Annotated in this window: 21 protein-coding genes; 9 read left to right on the top strand and 12 right to left on the bottom strand. The window is 67.1% G+C overall.

Annotation, left to right across the window (positions count from 1 at the left end):
- Positions 1-84: 84 nt before the first annotated feature.
- Complete coding sequence (locus tag ACSYAO_RS04845) at positions 85-534, bottom strand: GNAT family N-acetyltransferase (protein WP_100437447.1); 450 nt, start codon at positions 532-534, stop codon at positions 85-87.
- 96 nt (positions 535-630) lie between these two features.
- Positions 631-843 carry a DUF4287 domain-containing protein gene (locus tag ACSYAO_RS04840; RefSeq protein WP_049400678.1) on the bottom strand — a complete coding sequence of 71 codons (213 nt, stop codon included), beginning with the start codon at positions 841-843 and terminating at the stop codon, positions 631-633.
- A 302-nt stretch (positions 844-1,145) separates the two neighbouring features.
- On the opposite strand from ACSYAO_RS04840, the gene ACSYAO_RS04835 reads away from it, so the two are divergent.
- A complete protein-coding gene (locus ACSYAO_RS04835) occupies positions 1,146-2,045 on the top strand; it encodes a LysR family transcriptional regulator (protein WP_049463612.1) in 900 nt (299 codons plus the stop codon).
- Between the two features lie 55 nt (positions 2,046-2,100).
- Here ACSYAO_RS04835 and ACSYAO_RS04830 read toward each other — a convergent pair whose 3' ends face one another.
- The 3 genes from ACSYAO_RS04830 to ACSYAO_RS04820 form a co-directional block, all read right to left on the bottom strand.
- Positions 2,101-3,084: an aldo/keto reductase gene (locus ACSYAO_RS04830; RefSeq protein WP_100437446.1), complete on the bottom strand. Its 984-nt coding sequence runs from the start codon at positions 3,082-3,084 to the stop codon at positions 2,101-2,103.
- 180 nt (positions 3,085-3,264) lie between these two features.
- A complete protein-coding gene (locus ACSYAO_RS04825) occupies positions 3,265-4,428 on the bottom strand; it encodes a PilT/PilU family type 4a pilus ATPase (RefSeq protein WP_049400675.1) in 1,164 nt (387 codons plus the stop codon).
- Positions 4,429-4,507: 79 nt separating this feature from the next.
- Positions 4,508-5,545, bottom strand: coding sequence for a type IV pilus twitching motility protein PilT (locus tag ACSYAO_RS04820; protein ID WP_006422551.1), 1,038 nt, complete (start codon positions 5,543-5,545; stop codon positions 4,508-4,510).
- 87 nt (positions 5,546-5,632) lie between these two features.
- Between ACSYAO_RS04820 and ACSYAO_RS04815 the strand changes: the two genes are divergently transcribed.
- Together ACSYAO_RS04815 and proC are read left to right on the top strand one after the other, a co-directional pair.
- Complete coding sequence (locus tag ACSYAO_RS04815) at positions 5,633-6,310, top strand: YggS family pyridoxal phosphate-dependent enzyme (protein WP_100437445.1); 678 nt, start codon at positions 5,633-5,635, stop codon at positions 6,308-6,310.
- A gap of 18 nt (positions 6,311-6,328) precedes the next feature.
- Positions 6,329-7,150: a pyrroline-5-carboxylate reductase gene (gene proC / locus ACSYAO_RS04810; protein ID WP_100437444.1), complete on the top strand. Its 822-nt coding sequence runs from the start codon at positions 6,329-6,331 to the stop codon at positions 7,148-7,150.
- Positions 7,151-7,209: 59 nt separating this feature from the next.
- Here the strand turns inward: proC and ACSYAO_RS04805 are convergent, their stop codons facing one another.
- A complete protein-coding gene (locus tag ACSYAO_RS04805) occupies positions 7,210-8,085 on the bottom strand; it encodes a LysR family transcriptional regulator (protein WP_100437443.1) in 876 nt (291 codons plus the stop codon).
- Between the two features lie 100 nt (positions 8,086-8,185).
- On the opposite strand from ACSYAO_RS04805, the gene ACSYAO_RS04800 reads away from it, so the two are divergent.
- Positions 8,186-8,788: a short chain dehydrogenase gene (locus ACSYAO_RS04800; protein WP_100437442.1), complete on the top strand. Its 603-nt coding sequence runs from the start codon at positions 8,186-8,188 to the stop codon at positions 8,786-8,788.
- A 73-nt stretch (positions 8,789-8,861) separates the two neighbouring features.
- Here the strand turns inward: ACSYAO_RS04800 and soxR are convergent, their stop codons facing one another.
- Positions 8,862-9,296: a redox-sensitive transcriptional activator SoxR gene (soxR, locus tag ACSYAO_RS04795; RefSeq protein WP_071228048.1), complete on the bottom strand. Its 435-nt coding sequence runs from the start codon at positions 9,294-9,296 to the stop codon at positions 8,862-8,864.
- A gap of 29 nt (positions 9,297-9,325) precedes the next feature.
- Between soxR and ACSYAO_RS04790 the strand changes: the two genes are divergently transcribed.
- Complete coding sequence (locus tag ACSYAO_RS04790; protein ID WP_100437441.1) at positions 9,326-10,747, top strand: MFS transporter; 1,422 nt, start codon at positions 9,326-9,328, stop codon at positions 10,745-10,747.
- A gap of 38 nt (positions 10,748-10,785) precedes the next feature.
- On the opposite strand, the gene ACSYAO_RS04785 is transcribed toward ACSYAO_RS04790, so the two are convergent.
- Together ACSYAO_RS04785 and ACSYAO_RS04780 are read right to left on the bottom strand one after the other, a co-directional pair.
- A complete protein-coding gene (locus ACSYAO_RS04785; protein WP_049463618.1) occupies positions 10,786-12,807 on the bottom strand; it encodes an esterase/lipase family protein in 2,022 nt (673 codons plus the stop codon).
- Complete coding sequence (locus ACSYAO_RS04780; RefSeq protein ID WP_100437440.1) at positions 12,807-13,781, bottom strand: Lnb N-terminal periplasmic domain-containing protein; 975 nt, start codon at positions 13,779-13,781, stop codon at positions 12,807-12,809. Before ACSYAO_RS04780 ends, ACSYAO_RS04785 begins: the two co-directional genes overlap by 1 nt.
- A gap of 171 nt (positions 13,782-13,952) precedes the next feature.
- Here ACSYAO_RS04780 and ACSYAO_RS04775 point away from each other — a divergent pair, with 171 nt between their 5' ends.
- The gene (locus tag ACSYAO_RS04775; RefSeq protein WP_049421554.1) at positions 13,953-14,357 is read left to right on the top strand and encodes a GFA family protein; all 405 of its coding nucleotides are present in this window, start codon (positions 13,953-13,955) and stop codon (positions 14,355-14,357) included.
- 270 nt (positions 14,358-14,627) lie between these two features.
- On the opposite strand, the gene ACSYAO_RS04770 is transcribed toward ACSYAO_RS04775, so the two are convergent.
- Both ACSYAO_RS04770 and ACSYAO_RS04765 read right to left on the bottom strand, forming a co-directional pair.
- A complete protein-coding gene (locus tag ACSYAO_RS04770; protein ID WP_100437439.1) occupies positions 14,628-17,729 on the bottom strand; it encodes an efflux RND transporter permease subunit in 3,102 nt (1,033 codons plus the stop codon).
- 4 nt (positions 17,730-17,733) lie between these two features.
- A complete protein-coding gene (locus tag ACSYAO_RS04765) occupies positions 17,734-18,918 on the bottom strand; it encodes an efflux RND transporter periplasmic adaptor subunit (protein ID WP_100437438.1) in 1,185 nt (394 codons plus the stop codon).
- Between the two features lie 152 nt (positions 18,919-19,070).
- Between ACSYAO_RS04765 and ACSYAO_RS04760 the strand changes: the two genes are divergently transcribed.
- The 3 genes from ACSYAO_RS04760 to ACSYAO_RS04750 all read left to right on the top strand — a co-directional run bounded on the left by ACSYAO_RS04760 (position 19,071) and on the right by ACSYAO_RS04750 (position 23,307).
- Positions 19,071-19,754, top strand: coding sequence for a response regulator transcription factor (locus tag ACSYAO_RS04760; protein WP_100437437.1), 684 nt, complete (start codon positions 19,071-19,073; stop codon positions 19,752-19,754).
- Positions 19,732-21,117, top strand: a complete 1,386-nt coding sequence (locus ACSYAO_RS04755) for a sensor histidine kinase (RefSeq protein ID WP_100437436.1) — start codon at positions 19,732-19,734, stop codon at positions 21,115-21,117. The genes ACSYAO_RS04760 and ACSYAO_RS04755 overlap by 23 nt, the downstream gene beginning before the upstream one ends.
- A 99-nt stretch (positions 21,118-21,216) precedes the next feature.
- A complete protein-coding gene (locus ACSYAO_RS04750; protein ID WP_100437435.1) occupies positions 21,217-23,307 on the top strand; it encodes a TonB-dependent siderophore receptor in 2,091 nt (696 codons plus the stop codon).
- Here ACSYAO_RS04750 and ACSYAO_RS04745 read toward each other — a convergent pair.
- Entirely contained in the window at positions 23,291-24,808 is a 1,518-nt protein-coding gene (locus ACSYAO_RS04745) for an MFS transporter (RefSeq protein WP_197655659.1), read from the bottom strand. The genes ACSYAO_RS04750 and ACSYAO_RS04745 overlap by 17 nt on opposite strands.
- Positions 24,809-24,837: the final 29 nt, after the last annotated feature.

Below are 24,837 nucleotides of genomic sequence, written 5' to 3'. Positions count from 1 at the left end.
GGAACAGCAGGTGGGGAGCGATATTAGACACGATCTGCATGACAGTTGCAGATGAAATCGTTCAGCTGCGCTCGCCCATTCAGGTTATTCCGGAGGCATCACCGGCAGCACGGCCAGCATGTCCTCGCCATCATCGTCCATGCCGGTCTCGACGAAACCGAAGCTGCCATAGAAGGCGCCCGCCACCGGATTGCGCGGGTTGTAGCAGATCTCGATCTCTGCCAGGCCGGGCGTGTCCCGGATCTGCGCCAGCGCCACTTCCAGCGCGCGCCGCCCGATGCCACGCCCCTGCCAGCGCTGATCGACCATGAAGCGCCAGATCGAGATGCGCTGCGGCGTCTCCGGCACCCACATGAAGAACCCGACCAGCTCGCCATCGGCCTGGATGGCGCGGGTCTGGTAGCCGGGATGGAATGCTGCCTGCACCAGCGACCAGGTATTGCCGGCCACGAAGTCCTGCTGCGCCTCGCTGACGTCGAGATCGCACACGGCTTCGTAGTTGTCGACGGTGATCGCGTCCAGCGTGACCTGCATGAGGGCGTCCTGCCTCGGGATGAACGCCCAGTCTGCCTGACCCCGGAGGCCGTGTAGCCTGACCCCCACACGACCGTTCAGCGCCGGGTTGCCTGCTCAGCCCTTTCCGGCCAGATGGTGCGCCACCAACGCATTGGCATGGCCGTGGCCCACCCCATGCTCGCTTTTCAGGAAGCTGACCAGTTCCATGTGTTTCAGGCCCTTCTTGCCCGCCAGCAGCCCGAACCAGTGCGTCACCGGCTGCCCGTAGGTCTTCTCGATGGAGGGGAAGTACGAGGCCGGGCCCTTCGGCTTGGTGTCAGTGCTCATGTGCAGCTCCTGTTGAAGTCATTCATTCGACGAACCACAGTCCCTGAAATCGACATCCCCACACGCCTACACAGAATGGGGTCGGAGCCGTTCCAACAGCTCGCGGGAAATTGTCGAAGGCGGGGCGGCTCAGGTTGCGGGGGCGTGAGCGCCATGGATGGCGCGACCGAGGCTACATGGACGTACTTGCGCCGTCCCCCGCAACCTGAGCCCCCCCGCCTCCCACGGGAAGCCAGCTTTTGACGTTGCCATTGACGTTGTTTCGGCGGGTGCCGGGCGCAGCCCGGCCGTATCATCCCGTCATGCCCCGTGAAAACCTCAACGACCTGCAGGCCTTCGTCCACGTTGCCCGCGAGGGCAGTTTCACCAGGGCCGCCGCCCAGCTGGGTGTCTCCCAGTCCGCGCTCAGCCATGCCATGCGCGGCCTGGAAGAGCGCCTCGGCGTGCGCCTGCTGACCCGCACCACCCGCAGCGTGTCCACCACCGAAGCCGGTGCGCGCCTGCTCGAGACCCTCGCCCCGCGCCTGGCCGAGATCGAGGACGAACTGGCCGCACTGGCCGAGTACCGCGAACGCCCGGCCGGCACCATCCGCATCAATGCCACCGGCCATGCCGCCGAATACATCGCCTGGCCGCGGCTGGCGCCATTGCTGCAGCAGTATCCGGACCTGAAGGTGGAACTGGCTGCCGACTACGGGCTGGCCGACATCGTCGCCGAGCGCTACGACATCGGTATCCGCCTCGGCGAACGGCTGGCGCGCGACATGATCGCGGTACCGGTCAGCCCACCGCTGCGCATGCGCGTGGTCGGTGCGCCCAGCTACTTCCGCCAGCATGTGGTGCCACGGCATCCGCACGACCTGGCCAACCACAACTGCATCACCCTGCGCCTGCCTACGCATGGCGGACTGATGCCGTGGGATTTCGGCCAGGACGGCAACGAACTGAGCGTGCGCGTGACCGGTCAGTGGACCTTCAACACCATGGGCATGACCCGCGCGGCTGCACTGGCCGGCAGCGGGCTGGCCTGGCTGCCGGAAGACCAGGTGCAGCCGATGCTGGACGATGGCCGGCTGCAGTCGGTGCTGGACGATTGGTGCCCGCACTTCGATGGCTACTACGCGTATTACCCGTCACGCCGCCACGTCACCGTGGCGATGCGCACGGTGCTCGATGCGTTGCGCGGGCCGATGGGGAGTTGAGGAGTGCGGACCAACGGTCCGCACCCACCACCAACGGTCCGCACCCACCTGGTGATCAGCCCTTGGCCTGCGCGGCGCGCTGCACGTTGTAGCGCTCACCGACAATCGACACTTCATCCAGCGCCTGCGCGATGCGTTGCAGTTCCTCCGGCGCCAACTGCAGGTCGGCCGCGCCCAGGTTTTCTTCCAGGCGATGGATCTTGGTGGTGCCCGGAATCGGCACGATCCACGGTGCCTGCGCCAGCAGCCAGGCCAGCGCTACCTGCGCCGGCGTCGCGCCACGTGCGGCAGCGATCGTGCTGATGCGGTCAACCAGCGCCTGGTTGGCACGACGCGCCTCCACTTCAAAACGCGGTACGGTGTTGCGGAAGTCGTTGGCGTCGAAGGTGGTATCGGCGTTGATCGCGCCGGTCAGGAAGCCACGGCCGAGCGGGCTGAACGGCACGAAACCAATGCCCAGTTCCTGCAACGTCGGCAACAGTTCGCGCTCCGGCTCACGCCACCACAGCGAGTACTCGCTCTGCACGGCGGCCACCGGCTGCACTGCATGGGCGCGACGCACGGTGGCGGCACTGGCCTCGGACAGGCCGAAGTGGCCGACCTTGCCTTCGGCGATCAGGTCGCGCACGGTACCGGCCACATCCTCGATCGGCACGTTGGGGTCGACGCGGTGCTGGTAGAACAGGTCGATATGGTCGGTGCGCAGGCGCTTGAGGCTGGCCTCCGCCACCGCGCGGATGTTCTCGGGACGGCTGTCCAGCCCGGTATCGACGCGCGCATCCTTGAAGCCGAACTTGGTGGCGATCACCAGCCTGTCGCGGTACGGCGCCAGCGCCTCGCCGAGCAGGTCTTCGTTGGTGTAGGGGCCATACACTTCGGCGGTGTCGAAGAAGGTCACGCCACGCTCGACGGCGGCCTGCAGCAGGGCGATGCCCTGACTGCGCTCCACCGGTTGGCCGTAGCCATGGCTCAGGCCCATGCAGCCCAGGCCGAGGGCGGAAACCTTCAGGCCACCGCGGCCGAGTTCACGTGTCTGCATCGTCGTGCTCCAAAGGGGGAGCGCTGACGATACGCCTGCAGAGCCCACGGATTGAATGGGCAGCATTGCAGTTGGTCATGACTGGAATTCATCAATACGCGCAGCCGCCCGCCCGTAGCGTCGAGCTTGCTCGACTCGACAAGAACAGTCGAGCAGGCTCGACGCTACGGAACACCCAGGTCACCGGATCTCGGAAATCTCCACGCCATCCAGCCCCTGCGACAGGGTGCGGGCGTCGCCGCCCTGGCTGAGCTTGATGCGCAGGCGCACTTCGTTCTGCGAATCGGCGTAGCGCAGCGCGTCCTCGTAGCTGATCTCGCCCGCCTGGTACAGCTCGAACAGGCTCTGGTCGAAGGTCTTCATGCCCAGCTGGACCGAGTCCTTCATCACTTCCTTCAGCTTGTGGATCTCGCCGTCGCGGATGTAGTCCTGCACCAGCGGCGTGCCCAGCAGGATCTCCATCGCCACCTTGCGCGAGCGGCCATCGGGCGACGGCACCAGCTGCTGCGCGACCACGCCCTTGAGGTTCAGCGACAGGTCCATCAGCAGCTGGTTGCGGCGGTCTTCCGGGAAGAAGTTGACGATGCGGTCCATCGCCTGGTTGGCGTTGTTGGCATGCAGGGTGCACAGCACCAGGTGGCCGGTTTCGGCGAACGCGATGGCGTGGTCCATGCCTTCGCGGGTACGCACCTCGCCGATCATGATCACGTCCGGCGCCTGGCGCAGGGTGTTCTTCAACGCGGCTTCCCAGCTGTCGGTATCGATGCCGACTTCGCGCTGGGTGATGATGCAGCCCTCGTGCTTGTGCACGAATTCGATCGGGTCTTCGATGGTGATGATGTGGCCAGTCGAGTTCTGGTTGCGGTAACCGATCATCGCCGCCAGCGAGGTCGATTTACCGGTACCGGTGGCACCGACGAACAGGATGATGCCGCGCTTGGTCATCGCCAGCGTCTTGATGATCGGCGGCAGGCTCAGCTCTTCCACGGTCGGAATGCGCGTCTCGATGCGACGCAGCACCATGCCGACCTGGTTGCGCTGGTAGAAGCAGCTGACGCGGAAGCGGCCGACGCCGGACAGGCCGATGGCGAAGTTGCACTCGTGGGTCTTCTCGAATTCCTCGCGCTGCGCCGGGGTCATCACGTTGAGGACCAGGTCGCGGCTCTGCTGCGGCGTGAGCGGGGTCTGCGTGATCGGCGAGATCTTGCCGTTGACCTTCATCGCCGGCGGCATGCCGGCGGTGATGAACAGGTCCGAGGCGCGCTGGTGCGCCATCAGCTTGAGGAACGAAGTGAAATCGATGGTGGTCGCGGTGGTGTTCACGGCGGGCTCCCAATGGGGCATGTACCAGGAAACGGTCGGAGGCGGAAACGGCGCGGAAACGGCGGCGCACTGGCGCACGCCGTCCCGTTGCGGCCCCGCCTTACTCGAACAGGCGCTTGTCCTTGGCGTAGTCGCGGGCCTGGTTGCGGGTGATCAGGCTGCGCTTGACCAGGTCCTGCAGGTGCTGGTCCAGGGTCATCATGCCGTACTGCTGGCCGGTCTGGATGGCCGAATACATCTGCGCCACCTTGTCCTCGCGGATCAGGTTGCGGATGGCCGGGGTGCCGACCATGATTTCCCATGCAGCGGTACGGCCGCCGCCGACCTTCTTCAGCAGTGCCTGCGAGATCACCGCACGCAGCGACTCGGACAGCATCGAACGCACCATCGGCTTTTCGCCGGCCGGGAACACGTCGATGATACGGTCGATGGTCTTGGCCGCCGAGCTGGTGTGCAGGGTGCCGAACACCAGGTGGCCGGTTTCCGCGGCGGTCAGCGCCAGGCGGATGGTTTCCAGGTCGCGCAGTTCGCCGACCAGGATGATGTCCGGGTCCTCACGCAGTGCCGAGCGCAGCGCTTCGTTGAAGCCATGCGTATCGCGGTGCACTTCGCGCTGGTTGATCAGGCACTTCTGCGAGGTGTGCACGAATTCGATCGGATCCTCGACGGTGAGGATGTGGCCGTATTCGTTTTTGTTGATGTAGTCGATCATCGCCGCCAGCGTGGTCGACTTGCCCGAGCCGGTCGGGCCGGTCACCAGGATCAGGCCCTGCGGCTGCTGGATCACTTCGCGGAACAGCGGCGGGCAGGCCAGGTCCTCGAGGGTGAGCACCTCGGACGGAATGGTACGGAACACCGCACCGGCACCGCGGTTCTGGTTGAACGCGTTGACACGGAAGCGCGCCAGCGACGGGATCTCGAAGGAGAAGTCCACTTCGAGGAATTCCTCGTAATCGCGGCGCTGCTTGTCGGACATGATGTCGTACACCAGCGCGTGGACCTGCTTGTGGTCCAGGGCTGGGATGTTGATCCGGCGCACGTCGCCGTCCACGCGGATCATCGGCGGCAGGCCTGCGGACAGGTGCAGGTCGGACGCTTTGTTCTTTACGGAAAACGCCAACAGCTCGGCGATATCCATGAGCGGCTACTCCCCAATAACGGCTTCGACTGGAAGGATCTTTCCCCGGGCGGCAGTATAGCCTCCTGATTCAACGGAACGCGTTACGTGGCCACTCCCCTGCCCCAGATCCTGAGCAACCTGCACGCCGCCGCCGAGGCCGCTGGCAGGCCCGACCCACGCCTGCTGGCGGTGTCCAAGACCCAGCCGGCCGAGGCCGTGGCCGCGCTGGCCGCACAGGGCCAGCACGCCTTCGGCGAGAACTACGTGCAGGAAGCACTGGCCAAGATGCAGGCGCTGCAGCACCTGGCGCTGGAATGGCACCTGATCGGCCACCTGCAGTCGAACAAGGCCGATGCCGTGGCCAGCCATTTCGACTGGGTGCAGAGCGTGGACCGTTCCAAGCTGGTGACCGCGCTGGCACGCCATCGCCCGGCCGCGCGCGGCCCGCTGAACGTGCTGATCCAGGTCAACATCGACGATGAGTCCAGCAAGCACGGCTGTGCGCCGGAGGCCGTGGACGCATTGGCCGCCACGATCGCCGCCGAACCCCAGCTGCGCCTGCGCGGCCTGATGGCGATTCCCGCACCGTGGCCGGAGGCCGAGCGTCGTCGGGATGCATTCGTGCGCATGCGCGCCCTTTTCCAGTCACTGGCCGCCCAGTACGCGCAGGTCGATACGCTGTCGATGGGCATGAGCAGCGACTACGCCGAAGCCATCGCCGAGGGTGCCACCCTGGTGCGCATCGGCACCGCCCTGTTCGGCGCCCGCCCGGGCCCGGCCTGATTTTCCAAGGAGACTTCCATGGCAGCTGATTCCATCACCTTCATCGGCGGCGGCAACATGGCCCGCAGCCTGATCGCCGGCCTGATCCGCCAGGGCGTGCCTGCCGCGCACATCCACGTGGCCGAACCGGTGGCCGCACTGCGCGAGTCACTGGCTGCCGACTTCGGCGTGCAGGTGCACGACAACGCCGCCGATGCCGCCGCACAGGGCAATACCTGGCTGCTGGCGGTGAAGCCGCAGGTACTGCGCGATGTATGCCAGTCGCTGCAGGCGCTGGCACAGGCGAACCGACCGCTGGTGGTGTCGATTGCCGCCGGCATCACCAGCACGCAGCTTGAACGCTGGCTGGGCGGGAACCTGCCTGTGGTGCGCGCGATGCCGAACACGCCGGCCCTGCTCGGCGCCGGCGTGACCGGCCTGTACGCCACCGCGTCGGTGGACGCGCAGCAGCACGCACGCGCCGAACAGGTGCTTGCCAGTGCCGGGCGCACGGTGTGGATCGACAGCGAGTCGCTGATGGATTCGGTCACCGCGGTCTCCGGCAGTGGGCCGGCCTATGTGTTCCTGCTGGCCGAAGCGATGGAAGCGGCGGGTATCGCACAGGGCCTGCCTGCAGAAGCGGCGCGCACGCTGGTGGTGCAGACCCTGCTGGGAGCCTCGCGCATGCTCGATGAAGCCGGCGAAAGCCCGGCCGAACTGCGTCGCCGCGTGACCTCGCCGAACGGCACCACCCAGGCCGCGATCGAGAGCTTCCAGGCCGGTGGTTTCGAGGCGCTGGTGGATACGGCGCTGCGCGCCGCGCAGGTGCGTGGGCAGGAACTGTCTGCGGCGAATGATTGATCCCGATGTGTGTCGACCAACGGTCGGCACCTACCATCATCCACGCATGGCGTGGATGTTCATTGCCCCAATGTGGCCATGACGAAATCGACGAAGCACTGCAACCGCGGGCGCGGCCGTCGATCCGGCAGGTAGATCAGATGCATCGGCCGCGGTTCGGGCAGGTAGTCGCGCAGCAGCGGCTTCAACCGCCCGGCCGCGATTTCGCCGGCCAGCAGCGCGGTCGGCTGCAGCACCAGCCCTGCGCCGGCCACGGCGGCCTCGCGCAACGCGACACCATCATTGCAGGTCAGGCGCGCTTCCCAGTCCACCTGTTCGCCGTTGGCCAGCTGCCAGCCATGGCCGCCGCGCCAGGCCAGGTGGCTCAGGCAATCATGCCCCTGCAGATCCGCGGGCGTGCGCGGCGTGCCGCGCCGGCGCAGGTAGGACGGTGCCGCACACAGGCTCATTGCATACGGCGGCAGCGGCCGCGCCACCACCTCCTGCGATGGCAGCGGCCCGACCCGGATCGCCACGTCGAAGCCATCCTCGATCAGGTCCACGCGGCGGTTGCTCAGGTCCAGCTCGATGTTCAACTGCGGCTGCGCGCGCAGCAGGCCGGCCAGTTGTGGCGCCAGCACGCAGCTGCCCCAGGTGGTTGGCGCGCTGACCCGCAGCAGCCCGCGAGGTTGAACCTGCAGGCCGGCCACGTCCGCCTCCGCCTGCTGCACCTGCTCCAGCACCTGCCGGCACCCGGCCAGGTAGGCGCCGCCGGCTTCGGTCAGGCGCTGGCGGCGGGTGTTCCGTTGCAGCAGCGCGGTACCCAGGTGCGCCTCCAGCTGCTGGATGTACTTGCCGACCATCACCGCCGACACCTGCAGCTGTTCGGCAGCTCCTGCAAAGCTCCCGGACTCGGCCACGGCGACGAAGGCCTGCATGCAGCGAAGGGTATCCATTGCTAATCCAGAGTTAGGAATCTGCGAAGCATACGCCGCTTACCTAACCCCACTGTGAGGGCGCAGACTGCGCCCATTCCCCCTCTCGCAAGGAACGGCCATGAAGATCCTCCTCGTCGGTGCCAGCGGCACCCTCGGCCAGGCAGTCGCCCACCAGCTCGGCCAGCAGCATCAGATCCTCGCCGCCGGCCGCAACAGCGGTGAGCTGCGCGTCGACCTGACAGACGACGCCAGCGTCGCCGAACTTTTCGCGCGCACCGGTCCGGTCGATGCAGTGATCTCCACCGCTGGCAAGCTGCACTTCGGTCCGCTGAAGGACATGACACCCGAGCAGTTCAACCTCGGCCTGCAGGACAAGCTACTGGGCCAGGTGCGGCTGGCACTGGTCGCCCAGCACCACCTCAACGCCGGCGGCTCGATCACCCTGACCAGCGGCATCGTCAGCGCACAGCCGATCCGCGATGGCGTCAACGCCACCTCGGTGAATGCCGCACTGGAAGGCTTCGTGCGTGCCGCCGCGTTGGAGCTGCTGCCCCGTGGCCTGCGCATCAACGTGGTCAGCCCGAACGTGCTGATCGAATCGATGGCGGCTTACGGCCCCTATTTCCCAGGCTTCGAAGCGGTGAGCGCGCAGCGCGCGGCGCTGGCCTTCCAGCGCGCGGTGGAAGGCATCCAGAGCGGCGAGACGATCACGGTCTGGTAAGAAAAAAGGGGACGGAGGGGATTAAGTCGTTAATGCACAAACGACATAATCCCCTCCGTCCCCTTTTCGCGGATCACTCCCAGCGCATCGGGCCGTCGCCGCGTTCGCCGAGGACGTCTTCGGGGTTGGCCAGGCGGCAGCGCTGCAGCGACAGGCAGCCGCAGCCGATGCAGCCGGTCAGTTCATCGCGCAGCAGTTCCAGCATGCGGATGCGCTCCTCCAGCTCGGTGCGCCAGCGCGCGGACAGCTTGGCCCAGTCGGCCTTGGTCGGCGCGCGGCCCTCGGGCAGGCTTTCGAAGGCACGGCCGACAGCTTCCAGTGGCATGCCCACCCGTTGCGCGACGCGGATCACGGCCAACCGTCGCAGCACGTCACGGCTGTAGCGCCGCTGGTTGCCCGAGGTGCGCAGGCTGCTGATCAGCCCCTTGCGCTCGTAGAAATGCAGCGCGGAAACCGCCACGCCACTGCGCTGGGAGACTTCACCAACGCTGAGTTCCTGGGAAACCATTGCTTGACCTAAACTGCAGTTGAGGTGGCATGCTGCTATCTTCGCCGCCAGTTGACAAGCGCGGCCCGCATCTGACTCGTATGTCCCCCACTCTTTCGCCCGCCGACGCCCGTGCGCCGGCTGATACGTCGATCCTGTCTCCCCGCTATCGCGCCACCACCATCGGCATGGTGGCACTGGTGGCGCTGCATGCCTTCGAGGCCCTGGCGGTGGCGGCCGCCATGCCGACCGTGGCCGAGGCGCTGGATGGCCTGCGCCTGTATGCGCTGGCCTTTGGCGGCACCCTGGCCACCAGTGTCATCGGCATGACCCTGGCCGGACGCTGGGCCGACCGCCAGGGACCAGCTCGGCCGCTGTGGTATGGCCTGGGCTGCTTCGTGCTGGGCCTGCTGCTGGCCGGCTTCGCCATGCGCATGGGCATGCTGGTGGCCGGGCGCCTGCTACAGGGCCTGGGCGCAGGCGCGATCTCGGTCTCGCTGTACGTGATGGTTGGCCGCAGCTATCCCGAACACCTGCGCCCGAAGGTATTCGCCGCGTTCTCCGCCGGCTGGGTGGTGCCGTCGATGATCGGTCCCGCGCTGAGCGGGCTGATCGTGCAGCATCTCGGCTGGCGCTGGGTGTTCCTGGCGGTGCCGCTACTGGCGGTCCCGGCCGCGCTGCTGCTGCGCCCTGCACTGGCACGCATGCAGCCCACTGATGCTGCCAGCAGCGACGATGGACGCGGCAACGTGGTGCGCTGGGCCAGCGGTGCTTCGTTGGCGGCGCTGCTGCTCTACTTCGGCGGCCAGCAGCAGGGCCTGCCTGCGCTGCTCTGCATCGGCGTGGCCATGCTGGCGCTGCTGTTCTGCGTGCACCGCCTGTTGCCAGCCGGCACGTTGCTGCTGCGCCGCGGGTTGCCCAGCGTGATCGCGCTGCGCGGCGTCGCGGCGGCCGCATTCTTCGCCTGTGAGGCCTACCTGCCACTGCTGTTGCAGCGCGAACGCGGGCTCTCGCCCAGCTGGGCCGGCGCGGTGCTCAGCCTCGGTGCACTGGGCTGGTTCGCCGGTTCATGGCTGCAGGGCCACCAGCAGCGCGGCTGGTCACGCCAGCAGCTGCTGCGCGTTGGCACACCGCTGATGACGATCGGTATCGCCGCCACACTGGCCGTGCTGTTCAACGCAGTGCCGCTGCCGGTGGCCCTGGTCGGCTGGGCCATGACCGGCTTCGGCATGGGCATGATCTACGCCAGCCTGTCGGTGCTGACGCTGTCGTTGTCCGCACCGCACGAGCAGGGTGCCAACACCTCGGCACTGCAGCTGAGCGAGGCGCTGTCGGTGACCACCGCACTGGCGGTTTCCGGTGCACTGTTCGCGCTGTTCGTGCAAAGCGCACCCCACACCGGCTACGTGCTGTGCCTGGCGATCACCTTCGGCCTGGCGCTGCTGGCCACGGTAATCGCGCGGCGGGTGTAGCACCGGCGCATTGCGGGATTGCCGGCCAGCGGCCGGCGCTACCGGGTACCCGTCCCCATGTCATCGATATCCCGGTGCAGGATGCGCCTCACCTCCAGCACCGCCTGCGGGGTTTCCTGCACGCTGTGGCCGGAGATGATCACCTTCTCCGACAGCGCGCCCGGCAGATGTGCGCTCCAGTACGGCACCAGCCCATCATCGGATTTTTCCACCGGCAGCTCCGGCTTGCGCTGGGCGATGATCGAGTGGTACTTCAGGCCCGCCTCAATCGGCAGCTGTGCGGCGGCCTTCACGAACGGATCGCTGGCCTTGAGGTTGTCGATGCTGTTCGGGATCTTCGGCTTGGCGGTGCCATCGACCTGCTGCTCGGCCTGCGCCAGCGCCATGAACACGTCCTCGAACTTGCCGAGGATTGTCAGCGGCAGGCGTACCAAGCGACCAATCAGGCGACCGACCTTGTTGCCGGCAATGTCGGTGCCCTGGTGCGGCGCGGCGATGAAGATCGCACGCTCCACGTTCGGCTGTGCCTTGAAATGCAGCAGCGGACCCAGCTTGTTCTGCACCCGCTTCAGCCGTTCCCCCTTCAGGTCGTAGTTGGCCAGCAGGTCGTTCCACAGTACATCGCCGGAATCGCTCACCAGCAGGCGCGCCAGCACGCCGCCCATGCTGTGACCGATGTAGACCATGTCCTTCGACGCACGCGTGCTGCCGTTGGGATCGAAATGCTTCAGCGTGTCGTTGAATGCATTGGCGATCTCGTAGCGGTTCAGCGCGATCGGCGCATTGGTCGGGTAATAGACCTGCCACACCTGGAACTGCTGGCGCAGCTCGGGGTCACCCATGATCTCGTTGGCCAGGTTCACCCACGCTTCCGGGCTGCTGGCCAGGCCGTGCAGCATGAAGATGATGCGGCGGTTCGGGTCCCACGGCTGCATCAGGTAGATGTGCGGCTCGCCGATGCCCTCGCTCATGCCGAACAGGGTACGCAGCGACTGCCGGGCGAAGCCACTCTGCGCCAGCCACAGGCCGTAGGCGGCAGTGAAGTTGCCGGCCAGCGGTACCTGCTCACCGTGCAGAGTGATGCGCTCGGTCGCTTCCGGCGAATAGGCATCCAGCTCGACCCGGCGCGTGCGCATCACGTCTTCCAGGCTGCTGCCCTCGAACCGCAGCAGTGCGGTGACGTTGATCGAGGACATCTCACTGAACTCGGGCACCGAATCGTCATGGCGGTGGCGGCGGCCACGACGCTCGTCGTCCTCGTCGTCCTGCGCGGTTTCAGCCTTCGGGCCGTCGGGCGCGATCACTGGCGCGACCAGTTTCGGCGGGTCCATCACCATCACCAGCTCGGCACCGAAACCATCGCGGCGATAGGTGCTGCGCAGGCCAACGAAGCTGACCGTTCCCGCTGGCACCAGCTGCGCCGGAATGCTCTTCAGACCCAGCTGCTGGTAGTTGGAGGCCAGCGACCAGCTACCGACCGTGAGCGGCTTCGTGTAGTCCTCGCCGGCCAGCGCAGCGGCACGTGCGCGCACGAACAGCACCACCGCCGCCTTCTCGGCCGCGTAGTTGTAGTAGTCGCGCACCTGCGTCTGGCGGTCCTCGAAGGCCCGGTCGGACGGTGAGCGGCCACTGTAGAACAGGTAGGCATAGGCATAGCGCGCGGCTTCCAGCCAGGCATCCAATGCCGCATCGCTCATCGGCGGGTCGCCTGCGGCGGTCTTCTTCGGCGTCATCGCCAATGCAGCCTTCACCCACAGTTCGGACAGCGCCGACAGCCGCTGCTCGACATTGAGGTCGTCGGTCATCAGCAACGTGCTGCGGCAGACCAGGAAGTCCTTCTCGCACTGCGATTCGTCCAGGCCCGCTGCGCTGAGCGTTTCACGCGCGGCGGGGCTGAGCTTGCCAGTGTTGAGCACGTCCGCACGCTTGTTGACCAGCGAATCGCTGGACTTGACCTGCTTGACGGTGACCATCGCGCAGCCGCTGCTGCCCAGCAGCAGGAAGGCGGCGAACAACACCGGCAGCAGGCGCTGCCAGCGGGTCAGAAAGAGTTGGGTCATTACTGCGGGTCCTGCTCGGTGCCGGGCACGCCCTGGCGGATCACGGTGGAGAAATGCTCGCCATCACCCAGGTCCAATGCGCGCTGGGTGATGCGGCCCTTGTCGTGCAGCTCGGCGTACGGCACGCCCGGCGTGAGTGCACCGACCTCCTGCGCGTACTCGGCCAGATAGCCGGACAGCAGCAGCCGATAGTCCAACGGCAGGCGCGGTGCGATGTGGCGGGCCAGGTCGAAGACGATGGTCGTGCAGTTGCTGGTCAGCGTGTTGTAGAAGCCCGGCTTGGCATCCAGTTCACGCGCCTGTTCGATGTACGCGGCGAACAGTTCCTTCAGCTGCGCGCGGTCCATGCCATGCAGGCGGTACAGGTAGACATCTTCGCCACGCGCGTTGGTGCGGGTGCGGATGATGTCGGTCTCCTCCGAAGCCACCAGGGTCATCTCGAACTTGCGGAAGAAGCCGCCCAGCGCGGAGAACGACTCACCGCGCTCCTTGCGGATCTCCAGCGAGAACACCACGTGGCGACCATCCTCGAAACCGAACGAGATCAGCGTGTGGGCGATCGCCGGGCCCATCCAGTACGACAGCACCAGGTCGGCCGAGCGCAGCTGGTCCAGGTCGTATTCGCGGCGCACCCAGTGCGCGTCGTAGTCGGTTTCACTGCGCCAGCTGAAGTCGCGCACGTTGTCCAGCACCACGTGGCGCCCGTCGAAGGACACCACATGCAGGCGCTGGGCCACGTCGTCGGCCCATACGCGGTCCTGGCGCGGGGTCAGCAGCAGCCACCACAGGCCGGCCAACGCCAGCGCCACACCGAAGGCCGTGCCCAGGCGGCGCGAGGCACGCCCGCGCGCGACCCGCCACGACGCCCACAGCGCCACCAGCAGCCACAGCACGGCCACGCCGGTGGCCAGCCAACCCGGTCCCGGCAGCTGGTAGGCCAGCAGCCCGCTCACCCACAGCGCCGCCAGCGCCATGGCACTCCCTGTCATCCAACGTCCTGCGGCGTTCACTGGCATCCTGTCGCGGTCTCGAAGCCGCATAGTTAGCCACAAGCGGGTTCACCGTGGCATCTACGGACCGTTCAGGCTGGGCGGCGCACCGTCGGCGGCGGCCTCTGCGGCCAGGTTCACTTCACAGGAGCAACGATGGGCATCACTTCCGTGGCCGGCGTTCCGGTCCAACCCCGGCACCGAGCCACCTGCCACTGCGGCACGGTCGAACTGCTGCTGGACCTGCCGGACGGTATTGTCGAACCCCGACGCTGCGACTGCTCGATGTGCCGGCGCCGGGGGGCCATTGCCGCCAGCGTCAGCCGCGCGGGCCTGCAGGTGGTGCGCGGGCAGAACCACCTGCAGCGGTACCAGTTCAACACCCATGTGGCCGAGCACTATTTCTGTGGCGTGTGCGGCATCTACACCCATCACCGGCGCCGCTCCAACCCGGAACAGTACGGCTACAACGTGGCCTGCCTGGAAGGCATCGACCCGTTCGCGCTGGGTGTGATCCCGGTCAACGATGGGGTCAACCATCCCGCCGACCGCACCGGTTAGTGGCGCGTGCGCCGTGGCGGTGCGGCAACCTTCTGCCAGGGGGCCATGCCGCTGCGGCCTGCCCGCACCGGGCGCTTCAGCCAGGGCCGGCGGGGCGTCGCCTGCGGTTCGGTGGCGACCGGGGGAGGAACAGGTCTGCGGCCGGGCCAGAGATGATCGAGCAGCCACATGGCAGGTCTCCGTGGGGGACGGGGACGACCTACGCTAGCGGCACCTGGGCAAAGAACGGGTGAGGGTGCTGCGGCAGCCAGATGACAGCCGCGCCCCCCCTCAGTCCTGCGGCCGTGACCGGCCCAGGCGGCGCACCAGCACGAAGAACAACGGCACCAGCACCACTGCCAGCACCGTGCCGGAGACCATGCCGCCGATCACGCTCATGCCGATTTCACGGCGGCTGACTGCGCCCGCGCCGGTGGCCAACGCCAACGGGATCACACCGGCCACGAAGGCCAACGACGTCATCACGATCGGGCGCAGGCGCAGGCGTGCGCCCTGCAGGGCCGCTTCCACCGCTGAACTGCCGGCACGATAGCGGGCCTCGGCAAACTCCACGATCAGGATCGCGTTCTTGGCCGACAGGCCGATGGTCGTCAGCAGACCGACCTGGAAGTAGATGTCGTTGACGAACCCGGCCGCGGTAGTCGCCAGCACCGTACCAATCACGCCCAATGGGATCACCAGCACCACTGCCACCGGCACCGTCCAGCTCTCATAGAGCGCTGCCAGACACAGGAAGATGAAGGCAATGGAGGCGATGTACAGCCACAACGTCTGGTTGCTGGCCAGTTGTTCCTGGTAGGACAGGCCACTCCACTGCAGGTCGAACCCGGGTTGATCGGCAACCAGCGCCTGCATGCGCTGCATCGCCTCGCCCGAGCTGCGGCCTTCGGCGGCGCTGCCCTGGATCTGCATCGCCGGCAGGCCATTGAAGCGCTGCTGCAGCTGCGGCCCGCGTGCCCAGTGGCTGCTGGCGAAACTGGCGAACGACGCCATCTGGCCGTTGCCACCGCGCACATACCACTGGCCGATGTCGTCGGGCACGCTGCGGTAGGGCTGGTCGCCCTGCATGTAGACCCGCTTGACCCGGCCACGGTCGAGGAAATCGTTGATGTAACTGCCGCCCCAGGCCGCGGACAACGTTGAATTCATGTCGGCCTGGGCCAGGCCCAGTGCGCTGGCCTGGGCATGGTCGATGTCCAGCCGCAGCTCGGCCTTGTCGCCCAGACCGTTCAGGCGCACCGAGGTGAGCCCGTCGTCTTCGCCGGCCGCACGCACCACCTGTTCCTGCGCCGCCTGCAGGGCCACGCGCCCGGCCGCGCTGGTGTCCTGCAGCCACAGTTCGAAGCCGCTGGACTGGCCCAGTCCACGCACCGCCGGCGGTGCCAGTACATTGACCTTGGCATCCGGCAAGCTGCGGAAGTAGGCATTGGCACGCGTGATGATCGCCGCGGCGGTGTTGTCGCCCGTGCGCTCATCCCAGGGCTTCAGGGCGAGGAAGCCCTGCCCGGCGTTCTGGCCAGTGCCGGCATTGTTGCGGCCGACCACCACGAACACCACATCCAGGTTCTGCTTCTCGTGCTCCATGAAGTAGCGGCTGATCTGCTCGCCCAATGCTTCGGTACGCGCCATCGGCGTACCTTCCGGCGTGGAGAACTGGAAGGTTACCTGGCCCTGGTCTTCCACCGGCAGGAAGCCGGTCGGCATGCGCGCGTACAGCGCGACCATGGCGACCACCAGCAGCAGGTAGAACGCCATCCAACGCCGCGGCCGGGTAACGACGCCACCGAGCTTTCCCTGGTAGGCCAACTGGCTGCGCTCGACGCCCCGGTTGAACGCCCGGAAGAAGCCGCCCTGCGGCTTCTGCGCCGAAGACGGCTTGAGCAGGGTCGCGCACAGCGCCGGGGTCAGCGTCAGCGCCACCAGCGCCGACAATGCCATGGCAGACGCAATCGTGATCGAGAACTGCCGGTAGATGATGCCGGTGGAACCACCGAACAGCGCCATCGGCAGGAACACCGCGCCCAGCACCACGGTGATGCCGATCAACGCGCCGGTGATCTCACCCATCGATTTTTCGGTCGCTTCGCGCGGTGGCAGATGCTCGTCGTGGATGATGCGCTCCACGTTCTCCACCACCACGATCGCATCGTCGACCAGCAGGCCGATCGCCAGCACCATCGCGAACAGGGTCAGTGTGTTGATGGTGAATCCGGCAACGGCCAGCACGCCGAACGTGCCCAGCAGCACCACAGGCACCGTGATCGCCGGAATCAGCGTGGCGCGCAGGTTCTGCAGGAACAGGAACATCACCACCACGACCAGAACGATGGCTTCGATGAGGGTATGGATGACCCCCTCGATCGAGACCCGCACGAACGGCGTGCTGTCACGCGGATAGGCCACCTGCAACCCCGGCGGGAAAGTCGGTCGCAGCCGTTCGATCTCCGCGCGGACCGCGTCGGCCGTGGCCAATGCGTTGGCGCCGGAGGCCAGGGTGACTGAGAAGCCGGCCGCCGGATAGCCGTTGAGATAGCTGCTGGTCTGGTAGTTCTCCGCGCCAATCTCGACCCGCGCGACGTCGCCCAGCAACACCGCCGCGCCATTGGGCAGGGTACGCAGGATGATCGCGCGGAACTGCTCGGGGGTCTGCAGGCGCGACTGCGCGGTGACCGTGGCGTTGAGGCTCTGCGTCGGGCTGGACGGCATCGCGCCCAGCTCACCCGCCGTCACCTGGGTGTTCTGCGCCTGGATCGCAGCGCGCACGTCCGACGGCATCAGGTCATAGGCGCGCAGCTTGTGCGGGTCCAACCACACGCGCATTGCGTAAGCCGAGCCGAACACGTTGATCTCGCCGACACCGGGTATGCGGCTGATCGGGTCCTGCACGTTGCTGACCAGGAAGTCGGAAACATCCACCCGTTCCATGCGCCGGCTGGTGTCGTACAGCGAGACCACCATCAGCGAGTCGCCCTGCGACTTGGCGACCGTCACGCCCTGCTGCTGCACTTCCTGCGGCAGCCGGTTGATGGCCTGGTTGACGCTGTTCTGCACCTGCACCTGGACGATATCCGGGTTGGCGCTCTGGTCGAAGGTGACCGTGATGCGCGCCTGCCCCGATGACGAACTGGTGGAGGAGAAATACAACAGGTGATCGATGCCTTTGATCTGCTGCTCGATCACCTGGGTGACGCTGTCTTCCACCGTCTGCGCCGAGGCACCGGTGTAGTTGGCGGTGATGTTGACCTGCGGCGGCGCGATGTCCGGGTACTGCTCCACCGGCAGCTGGGTCACCGCGATGGTGCCGAAGGCCATGATGCAGATCGCCAGGACCCAGGCGAATACCGGGCGATGGATGAAGAAGCGCGGCAGCATCTGCTCAGTCCTTCCCGGCCGGTGCCGGTGCCGGTGCCGGCTTCACCCGTACCGTCATGCCATCGGCCAGGCCCTGCGCGCCGGCTACCACCACCTGCTCACCGGCGGCCAGGCCATCGAGCACCAGCCACTGATCGCCCACCGCACGCGCGGTGCGGAACAGGCGCAGCCGCGCCTTGCCGTCCTTGTCCACCAGCCACGCCTGTGCCTCGCCCTTGGGGCTGCGGTCGACCGCAGCCTGTGGCACCAGCAGCGCCTGCTGGCGGGTTCCCTGCCCCACCAGCGCGCGCACGTACATGCCTGGCAGCAGCTGCCCATCCGGGTTGGGGAAACGCGCCCGCAGGGTGATGCTGCCGGTCTCCTGCTGCACGTCCACGTCGGCGAATTCCAGCGTGCCGGGCAGCGGGTAGTCGGTGCCATCGGACAAGCGCAGCCGCACCGGTGCTGTGTCGGCCTGCACGCCACCGTCGGCGATGGCGCGGCGCAGTGCCAGGTACTCATTGCTGGACTGGGTGATGTCCACGTTCATCGGGTCCATCTGCTGCACCCGTGCCAGTGGATCGGCCTGGCCCGAGGTGACCAGCGCCCCCGGCGTGAACAGCGCGCGGCCGATGCGCCCGGCAATCGGCGAGGTCACCGTGGCGAACCCCAGCCGTGTGCTGGCCGTGTCACGCGCGGCCTGTGCGGCCTGCGCCGCGGCGGCAGCCTGCTGGTCGCTGGCGATCGCATCGTCCACGTCCTGGCGCGCGGCCAGCTGGTCCTTGCCCAACGCCTGCATGCGCTGCGCCCGCAGGCGCGCGGTCACCGCAGCGGCCTCGGCGGTCTTCAGGTTGGCCTGCGCCTCGTTCAGCGCAGCCTGGTACAGCGCGGGCTCGATCTGGAACAGTGGCTGCCCGGCCTTCACCCACTGGCCCTGCTCGAACAACCGCTTCACCAGCACGCCATCCACCTGCGGACGCACGTCCGATTCCTGCGAGGCAACGCTGCGCCCAGGCAGTTCCTGCTGCAGTGCCAGCGGCTGGCTGCGCAGGGTCAGCACCGTCACCTCAGGCGTCGTCGCGCCGGGCTTGGGCGCGTCCTTGCCGCAGGCGCTGAGCAGGCCGGCCAGGGCGAGCGCCAGCAGCGGCAGGCCCGCGGTTCGCGGCAGCCGCCAAGCACGGTACGGACGGGAGGGGTTCGGAAGGATCATCGGCTGCAGGTTCCACGCGTGGGGGAGCGTTCGGCGCCGAATATAGAAGACGTGGCGGCACGATCCTGCTAAATGGCGCATGAAACATTTTTCATTTGCAGTCGCTGCCCACGATTGCGAGGATGCCCCTGTCCCACTCTGCACACTGGCCCATGCCGCGCGTACTCACCATCGAGGACGATCTTGTCACCGCCGAGGAGATCGCCACCGAACTGCGCAGCCACGGCTTCGACGTGGACCTGGCCAGCGACGGCAGCAACGGCCTGGCGCTGGCACGTGCAGGCGACTACGCGGTGATCACCCTGGACCGCATGCTGCCCGGCATCGACGGGCTGGCCCTGGTCACCGCCTTGCGCCGTGAAGGCATCACCACGCCGGTGCTGATGATCAGCGCACTGTCGGACGTGGATGAACGCGTGCGTGGCCTGCGCGCCGGTGGCGACGACTACCTGACCAAGCCCTTCGCCTCCGATGAGATGGCCGCACGCGTGGAAGTGCTGATCCGGCGCCAGGGCCAGGCCGCTGCCATCGACAACGTGCTGCGCGCCGGTGACCTGGAACTGGACCTGATGACCCGTTCGGCGCGACGCGGCGGGCATGAAATCGCGCTGTTGCCGACCGAGTTCAAGCTGCTCGAATTCCTGGTCCGCAACGCCGGCCAGGTGGTCACCCGCAGCATGCTGTTCCAGGAAGTCTGGGGCTACCACTTCGATCCGGGCACCAACCTGATCGACGTGCATATCGGCCGCGTGCGCAAACGCATCGAACAACCCGGCCGACCGCAGCCGATCATGACCGTACGTGGAACCGGCTATGTCTTCGACGCGCAATCCTGACCACTGGCGCTCTTCCAGCAGCAGACTGCTGGGCCTGTACTGCATCCTGTTCGTGGCGTGGTCGAGCCTGCTGCTGGGCGTGATGTACTGGCGCATCTCGGATTACCTGAGTGACCTGACCGAATCAGGCCTGCAGCAGCGCGCCCACCTGTTCATGAGCTTCGACGGGCCGGCACTGGATGAAGCATTGCGCGACAGCCAGCGCTTCGATCTGCACCAGGTCTATACCTATGGGTTGTTCGACAAGGGCGGCATGCCGATGGCGGGCCCGCTGACAGCGATCCCCGAGGGGCTGCCGCTGGATGGCAACTCGCATGCGGTGGACGGTTGGACGCTGGCCGATGGCCGCCACGACAACGGCGGCAGTGCGCTCGGCGTGGTAACCCGCGATGGCCGCACGCTGGTATTCGTGCGCCAGAACGGCAAGCTCATGGCGGTCAACAGCATCATCCTTGATGCACTGCTGTGGGGCGTGTCGCTGACCGTCATTCCCGGCCTGGTGGGCTGGCATCTGCTGCGCCGGCGCCCGTTGAAACGGATCCAGCAGATCGAAGCGGCCACCAACCGCATCGTTGCCGGCGACCTCGGCCAGCGCCTGCCGGTGTCCAGCCGTCGCGACGAGATCGATCGGCTGTCGAGCATCGTCAACGCCATGCTGGAACGCATCGAACAGCTGATGACCGAGGTCAAAGGCGTGTGCGACAGCATCGCCCACGATCTGCGCACGCCGCTGACCCGCCTGCGCGCGCATCTTTACCGCATGCGCGTGGGCCTGGACGAACGGGACCCGCATGCCGATCCACTGGACAAGGCGCTGGCCGAGACTGACATGCTGATGGCGCGCTTCGCCGCGCTGCTGCGGGTGTCGGAACTGGAGAGCCACCAGCGACGTTCAGCCTTCGACGCGGTCGACGTCACCGAGCTGCTGCAGGAACTGCACCAGTTCTACCTGCCGCTGGCCGAAGAGAAGCAGCAGTTGCTGGAGCTGCAGGTGGACCCGAAGGTGGGCCCGCTGCGTGGCGACCGCGAGCTGCTGTTCGAAGCGCTGGCCAACCTGCTGTCCAATGCCCTGCAGTTCACCCCTGCACACGGCCGCATCCTGCTACGTGCGGTCGATGATCACGGCGCCCCGAGGATCGATGTGATCGACAACGGGCCGGGCATTCCGCCACAGGACCGCACGCTGATCTACCAGCGCTTCTTCCGCGGCAGCAGCAGTGCCGGCCAGGGACCGGGATTTGGCCTGGGCCTGTCGATCGTGGCCGCCATTGCCGGACTGCACGGCTTCCGTGTCCGCGCCGGCAGCGCCCCCGGCGGCGGCGCCTGGATGAGCATCCGCGGCGCGACGGACGGCCTGCCCTGACGCCGGGCCAGGGCGCCCCAATCGCACTTGGGAATCATTTGTATTTGAGGGCGGGCATCCGGATAATCCGCCGTCACCGCCCTTCCCGGATCACTCCCGATGACCGCTCTGCCGTCGCGTCCGCTGCTGTACACGCTCGCCCTGCCCACCCTGCTGGCCTCGGCCATCGCCCAGGCCCAGGACACCCCGGCGGCGCGCACCCTGGACAAGGTAACGGTGGTGGCCGAGCGGGCCAGCACCGCGACCAAGACCGACACCGCCCTGACCGAGACGCCGCAGGCGATCAGCGTGGTCACCCAGCAGCTGTTCACCGATCGCGGCGCGCACAACCTGCAGGAAGTGCTGCGCTACAGCGCCGGCGTCACCGCCGATGCGTGGGGGCTGGATACCCGCAACGATGCGACCTCGGTGCGCGGGCTGGACCCGGTGCAGTACCAGGATGGCCTGCGCCGCAGCTACGGTTTCAGCCCCCTCGCCCGCCCGGAAATCTATGGCCTGGAGCGGGTGGAAGTGCTGCGCGGCCCGTCCTCGGTGCTGTACGGTGCCGGCGCCACCGGCGGCATCATCAATGCAATGAGCAAGCGCCCGACCTTCGGCACCCTCAACGGCGAGGTCGGCGTGCAGCTCGGCAGTTTCGACCGCAGGCAGCTGCAGGGTGACATCGGCGGCGCATTGAACGATACCGGTACGCTTGCCGGCCGCTTCGTCGGGCTGGTGCGTGAATCGAACATGCAGACCGATGTATTGAAGGATGACCGCGTCTATCTGGCACCGTCGATCAGCTGGCGCGGTGAACGCAGCACCTTGACCCTGCTGGCCAGCTATCAGCATGACAAGACCGGCTCCAGCCAGCAGTTCCTGCCGCTGGCCGCGACCCTGCTTGCACCGCCCGGACGCCGCCTCGACCCGTCCACCTTCATCGGCGATCCCGACTTCGACCGCATCGACTCGCGCGTCTACAGCCTGACCGCGCTGTTCGACCACAGCTTCAACGACACGCTCAGCCTGCGCTCGGCAGTGCGTTACATCGATGGCAGGACCACTCTGCAGCAGATGTACGTGGACAGCTACAGCAATCCGGCCGATCCCTTCATCGACGCCGATCGGCGCGTGGTCAACCGCACGGCCTATGGCACCCGCCCCGACGTGCAGATCTTCAGCGCCGACAATGCGCTGCAGTTCGACTTCGCCACCGGTGCCTTCCAGCATCTGCTGCTGGCCGGCGTGGACTACAGCCAATACAAGGAGCAGCTGCAGCGGCTGGACGCCACCGGCACGCCGATCGACATCTACACCCCGGTATCGGTCGCACCGATCGTGCGTGGCTGGGATCGTCAGCCGGACCAGACCTCCACCCAGCTGGGTGTCTATGTGCAGGACCAGATCCGCTGGGCCGACCGCATCTCGCTGGTGCTGGGCGCGCGCCGCGACCATGCACGCTCGAAGACCGAAGGCCAGCCCAGCCAGACCGACAATGCCACCACCTACCGCGCCGGGCTGATCGGCGAACTGGGTGCGGGCGTTTCGCCCTACCTGAGCTACAGCGAATCGTTCCTGCCTGTGTCCGGCCAGGATCTGTTCGGCAGCGCCTTCAAGCCGATGCGCGGCCGCCAATCCGAGGCCGGCATCAAGTGGCAACCGGCGCGCAACCTGCTGCTGACGCTGGCGGCGTACCGCATCACCGAAACCAACCGGCAGACCAACGACCCGGACAACGTATTGAACGTGGTGCAGACCGGGCAGATCCGCTCCAAGGGCGTGGAGCTGGAAGGGCAGTTCCAGTTCGCCAACGACCTCACAATCACCGCTGCCGTTGCGCGCAACGAGGCTGAGGTCAGCCGCAGCAACTTCGCACTGGAAGTGGGCCAGCGCCTCAACGACACCCCGCAGGACCTCGCCTCGGCCTGGGTTTCGAAGGGCTTCCAACTGGACGATGCCGCACGCCTGCGCCTGGGCCTGGGCGTGCGCCATGTCGGCAACACGGTGTCGCTGGGCAATGGCGGGCGCATCGTCACGCCCAGCTACACGCTGGCCGATGCATTGCTGGAAGTGCAGGTGACCGACTGGACGATGGCGTTGAACATCACCAACCTCACCGGCAAGCGCTACTACGCGCCGTGCCGCACCTTTGGCGACTGCTTCGCCGGCTACCCGCGCGTGGTGACCGGCACCATCAGCTATCGGTTCTGATCACGGCCAACGCTGGCCGCCGCAGCAGCAGGTGCAACAGCACAGCGCATGCGGCAGTCAGCAGCGCCAGGACACGCAGCAGTATCGCCAGCGCCTCGGCACTGGCCTGCTGCAGCTGTGCGCCGCTCATCGCCGGAAGCAGTGCCTGCGCCTGTGCCTGCGCCCCCGTGGCCAGATAGGCACCGGCACGCGCCAGCGATGCAGGCGATGCTCCCTGCAGCTGGTAGCCGATCAGCAGCGCAAGCAAGGCAGTGACTGCGGCCAATGCGATGCCTTCACCGGCCACCCGCACGGTTCCAAAGATGCCGGCGGCCATGCCCGCACGCTGCACCGGCACCACGCTGACCGACAGCCCATCCATCAAGCCCCAAGGCAAGGCCGTTCCAGCGCCGATCAGCATCAGCAACGGCACCCACTGCGACGGCGACGGATGCGATGCATGGCGCGACAACAGGTACAACCCAGAGGCACAGACCAGCAGGCCCAGCGTACACAGCCGCGTACTTCCAACGCGTTCCGCCCAGCGCGCGGCCAGCATCGGCAGCACCAGCATCGGCGCGGACAGGGCCAGCATCTGCAGCCCGACCAATGTCGCGCTCTGTGCATGCACGCCCAGCAGCTGCAGAGGCAACACCACCAGCAGCACCACGTAGCCGAAGCAGGTTGCGACCGGCAGCAGCTGGACACCGAGGAACGCCGGTTGCGAGAACAGCGAGAGGTCCAGCAACGGTGAGCGGTGCAGTCGTTCGATGCAGACGAATACCCCGCCCAGCACCAGCGTCGCCAACAGCGCCAGTTGCACGCGCATGGCATGCAGGCCGAATTCACCCAGCCACGGCAGGGCCAGGGTCAACGCCGCCAGCATCAGGCTGAAACCCAGCATGCCGCCGACATCCAGCCGCCCGCGTTCGCCATGGCTTTCGGACAACGCGCGCGCGCCCACGGCGAACGCCGCCAGCGTCAGTACACCGCCCGCGGCGAACACACTGCGCCATCCCAATGCCTGCAGCAGCAGACCCGCGAGCAGCGGCCCCAGCGCCAGCCCCGCACCGAATGTGGTGCCCAGCAGCGCGAACACACGGGCACGCACCGGGCCCTGCCAGGCATGCGCCAGCGCAGCGGTGCCGGACGCCAGCGCCGCTGCAGCGGCAACGCCCTGCAGCCCGCGCGCCAGATCCAGCCACAGCAGCGTGGGCGCAAGGCAGACGACGGCAGTGGCGATGCTGAAGCCCGCCGTACCCAGCAGGAACAGCCGCCGCCGACCATAACGATCGGCCAGGCCACCGGCAGCGAGCAACAGGCTTCCGAAGGTGAGCATGAAGGCGTTGGTCACCCAGGCCAGCGCAGTCGGCGACGACGCCGCGGAACGGGCCAGCGCCGGCACCGCGACGGCACCGGCCGAGAAGGACAACGGCAGCGCCAGTGCAGCCAGGCAGACGGCAAGCAGGGCCCAGCGCTGATGCGTGTGGGAAGGTACGGGAAGCATCGAAACCGGGGCCATGCGGGCCTCCATCCATCAGGGGCATTGAT

Origin of the sequence: Stenotrophomonas sp. STK16_22 (assembly GCF_051984505.1) — a bacterium.
Taxonomy (GTDB): Bacteria; Pseudomonadota; Gammaproteobacteria; order Xanthomonadales; family Xanthomonadaceae; genus Stenotrophomonas; species Stenotrophomonas maltophilia_A.
This window is presented reverse-complemented; position numbering and strand designations above follow the sequence as displayed.

What these genes read in the sequence shown, in the direction of transcription:
- ACSYAO_RS04750 (WP_100437435.1), top strand. Translation starts at nt 21,217, where the DNA reads ATGACCGCTCTGCCGTCGCGTCCGCTGCTGTACACGCTCGCCCTGCCC.
- ACSYAO_RS04820 (WP_006422551.1), bottom strand. Translation starts at nt 5,545, where the DNA reads ATGGATATCGCCGAGCTGTTGGCGTTTTCCGTAAAGAACAAAGCGTCC.
- ACSYAO_RS04790 (WP_100437441.1), top strand. Translation starts at nt 9,326, where the DNA reads ATGCTGCTATCTTCGCCGCCAGTTGACAAGCGCGGCCCGCATCTGACT.
- ACSYAO_RS04780 (WP_100437440.1), bottom strand. Translation starts at nt 13,781, where the DNA reads ATGGCGCTGGCGGCGCTGTGGGTGAGCGGGCTGCTGGCCTACCAGCTG.
- ACSYAO_RS04765 (WP_100437438.1), bottom strand. Translation starts at nt 18,918, where the DNA reads ATGATCCTTCCGAACCCCTCCCGTCCGTACCGTGCTTGGCGGCTGCCG.
- ACSYAO_RS04825 (WP_049400675.1), bottom strand. Translation starts at nt 4,428, where the DNA reads ATGCCCCATTGGGAGCCCGCCGTGAACACCACCGCGACCACCATCGAT.
- ACSYAO_RS04770 (WP_100437439.1), bottom strand. Translation starts at nt 17,729, where the DNA reads ATGCTGCCGCGCTTCTTCATCCATCGCCCGGTATTCGCCTGGGTCCTG.
- ACSYAO_RS04760 (WP_100437437.1), top strand. Translation starts at nt 19,071, where the DNA reads ATGCCGCGCGTACTCACCATCGAGGACGATCTTGTCACCGCCGAGGAG.
- ACSYAO_RS04830 (WP_100437446.1), bottom strand. Translation starts at nt 3,084, where the DNA reads ATGCAGACACGTGAACTCGGCCGCGGTGGCCTGAAGGTTTCCGCCCTC.
- proC (WP_100437444.1), top strand. Translation starts at nt 6,329, where the DNA reads ATGGCAGCTGATTCCATCACCTTCATCGGCGGCGGCAACATGGCCCGC.
- soxR (WP_071228048.1), bottom strand. Translation starts at nt 9,296, where the DNA reads ATGGTTTCCCAGGAACTCAGCGTTGGTGAAGTCTCCCAGCGCAGTGGC.
- ACSYAO_RS04845 (WP_100437447.1), bottom strand. Translation starts at nt 534, where the DNA reads ATGCAGGTCACGCTGGACGCGATCACCGTCGACAACTACGAAGCCGTG.
- ACSYAO_RS04745 (WP_197655659.1), bottom strand. Translation starts at nt 24,808, where the DNA reads ATGGCCCCGGTTTCGATGCTTCCCGTACCTTCCCACACGCATCAGCGC.
- ACSYAO_RS04785 (WP_049463618.1), bottom strand. Translation starts at nt 12,807, where the DNA reads ATGACCCAACTCTTTCTGACCCGCTGGCAGCGCCTGCTGCCGGTGTTG.
- ACSYAO_RS04835 (WP_049463612.1), top strand. Translation starts at nt 1,146, where the DNA reads ATGCCCCGTGAAAACCTCAACGACCTGCAGGCCTTCGTCCACGTTGCC.
- ACSYAO_RS04805 (WP_100437443.1), bottom strand. Translation starts at nt 8,085, where the DNA reads ATGGATACCCTTCGCTGCATGCAGGCCTTCGTCGCCGTGGCCGAGTCC.
- ACSYAO_RS04755 (WP_100437436.1), top strand. Translation starts at nt 19,732, where the DNA reads ATGTCTTCGACGCGCAATCCTGACCACTGGCGCTCTTCCAGCAGCAGA.
- ACSYAO_RS04775 (WP_049421554.1), top strand. Translation starts at nt 13,953, where the DNA reads ATGGGCATCACTTCCGTGGCCGGCGTTCCGGTCCAACCCCGGCACCGA.
- ACSYAO_RS04800 (WP_100437442.1), top strand. Translation starts at nt 8,186, where the DNA reads ATGAAGATCCTCCTCGTCGGTGCCAGCGGCACCCTCGGCCAGGCAGTC.
- ACSYAO_RS04840 (WP_049400678.1), bottom strand. Translation starts at nt 843, where the DNA reads ATGAGCACTGACACCAAGCCGAAGGGCCCGGCCTCGTACTTCCCCTCC.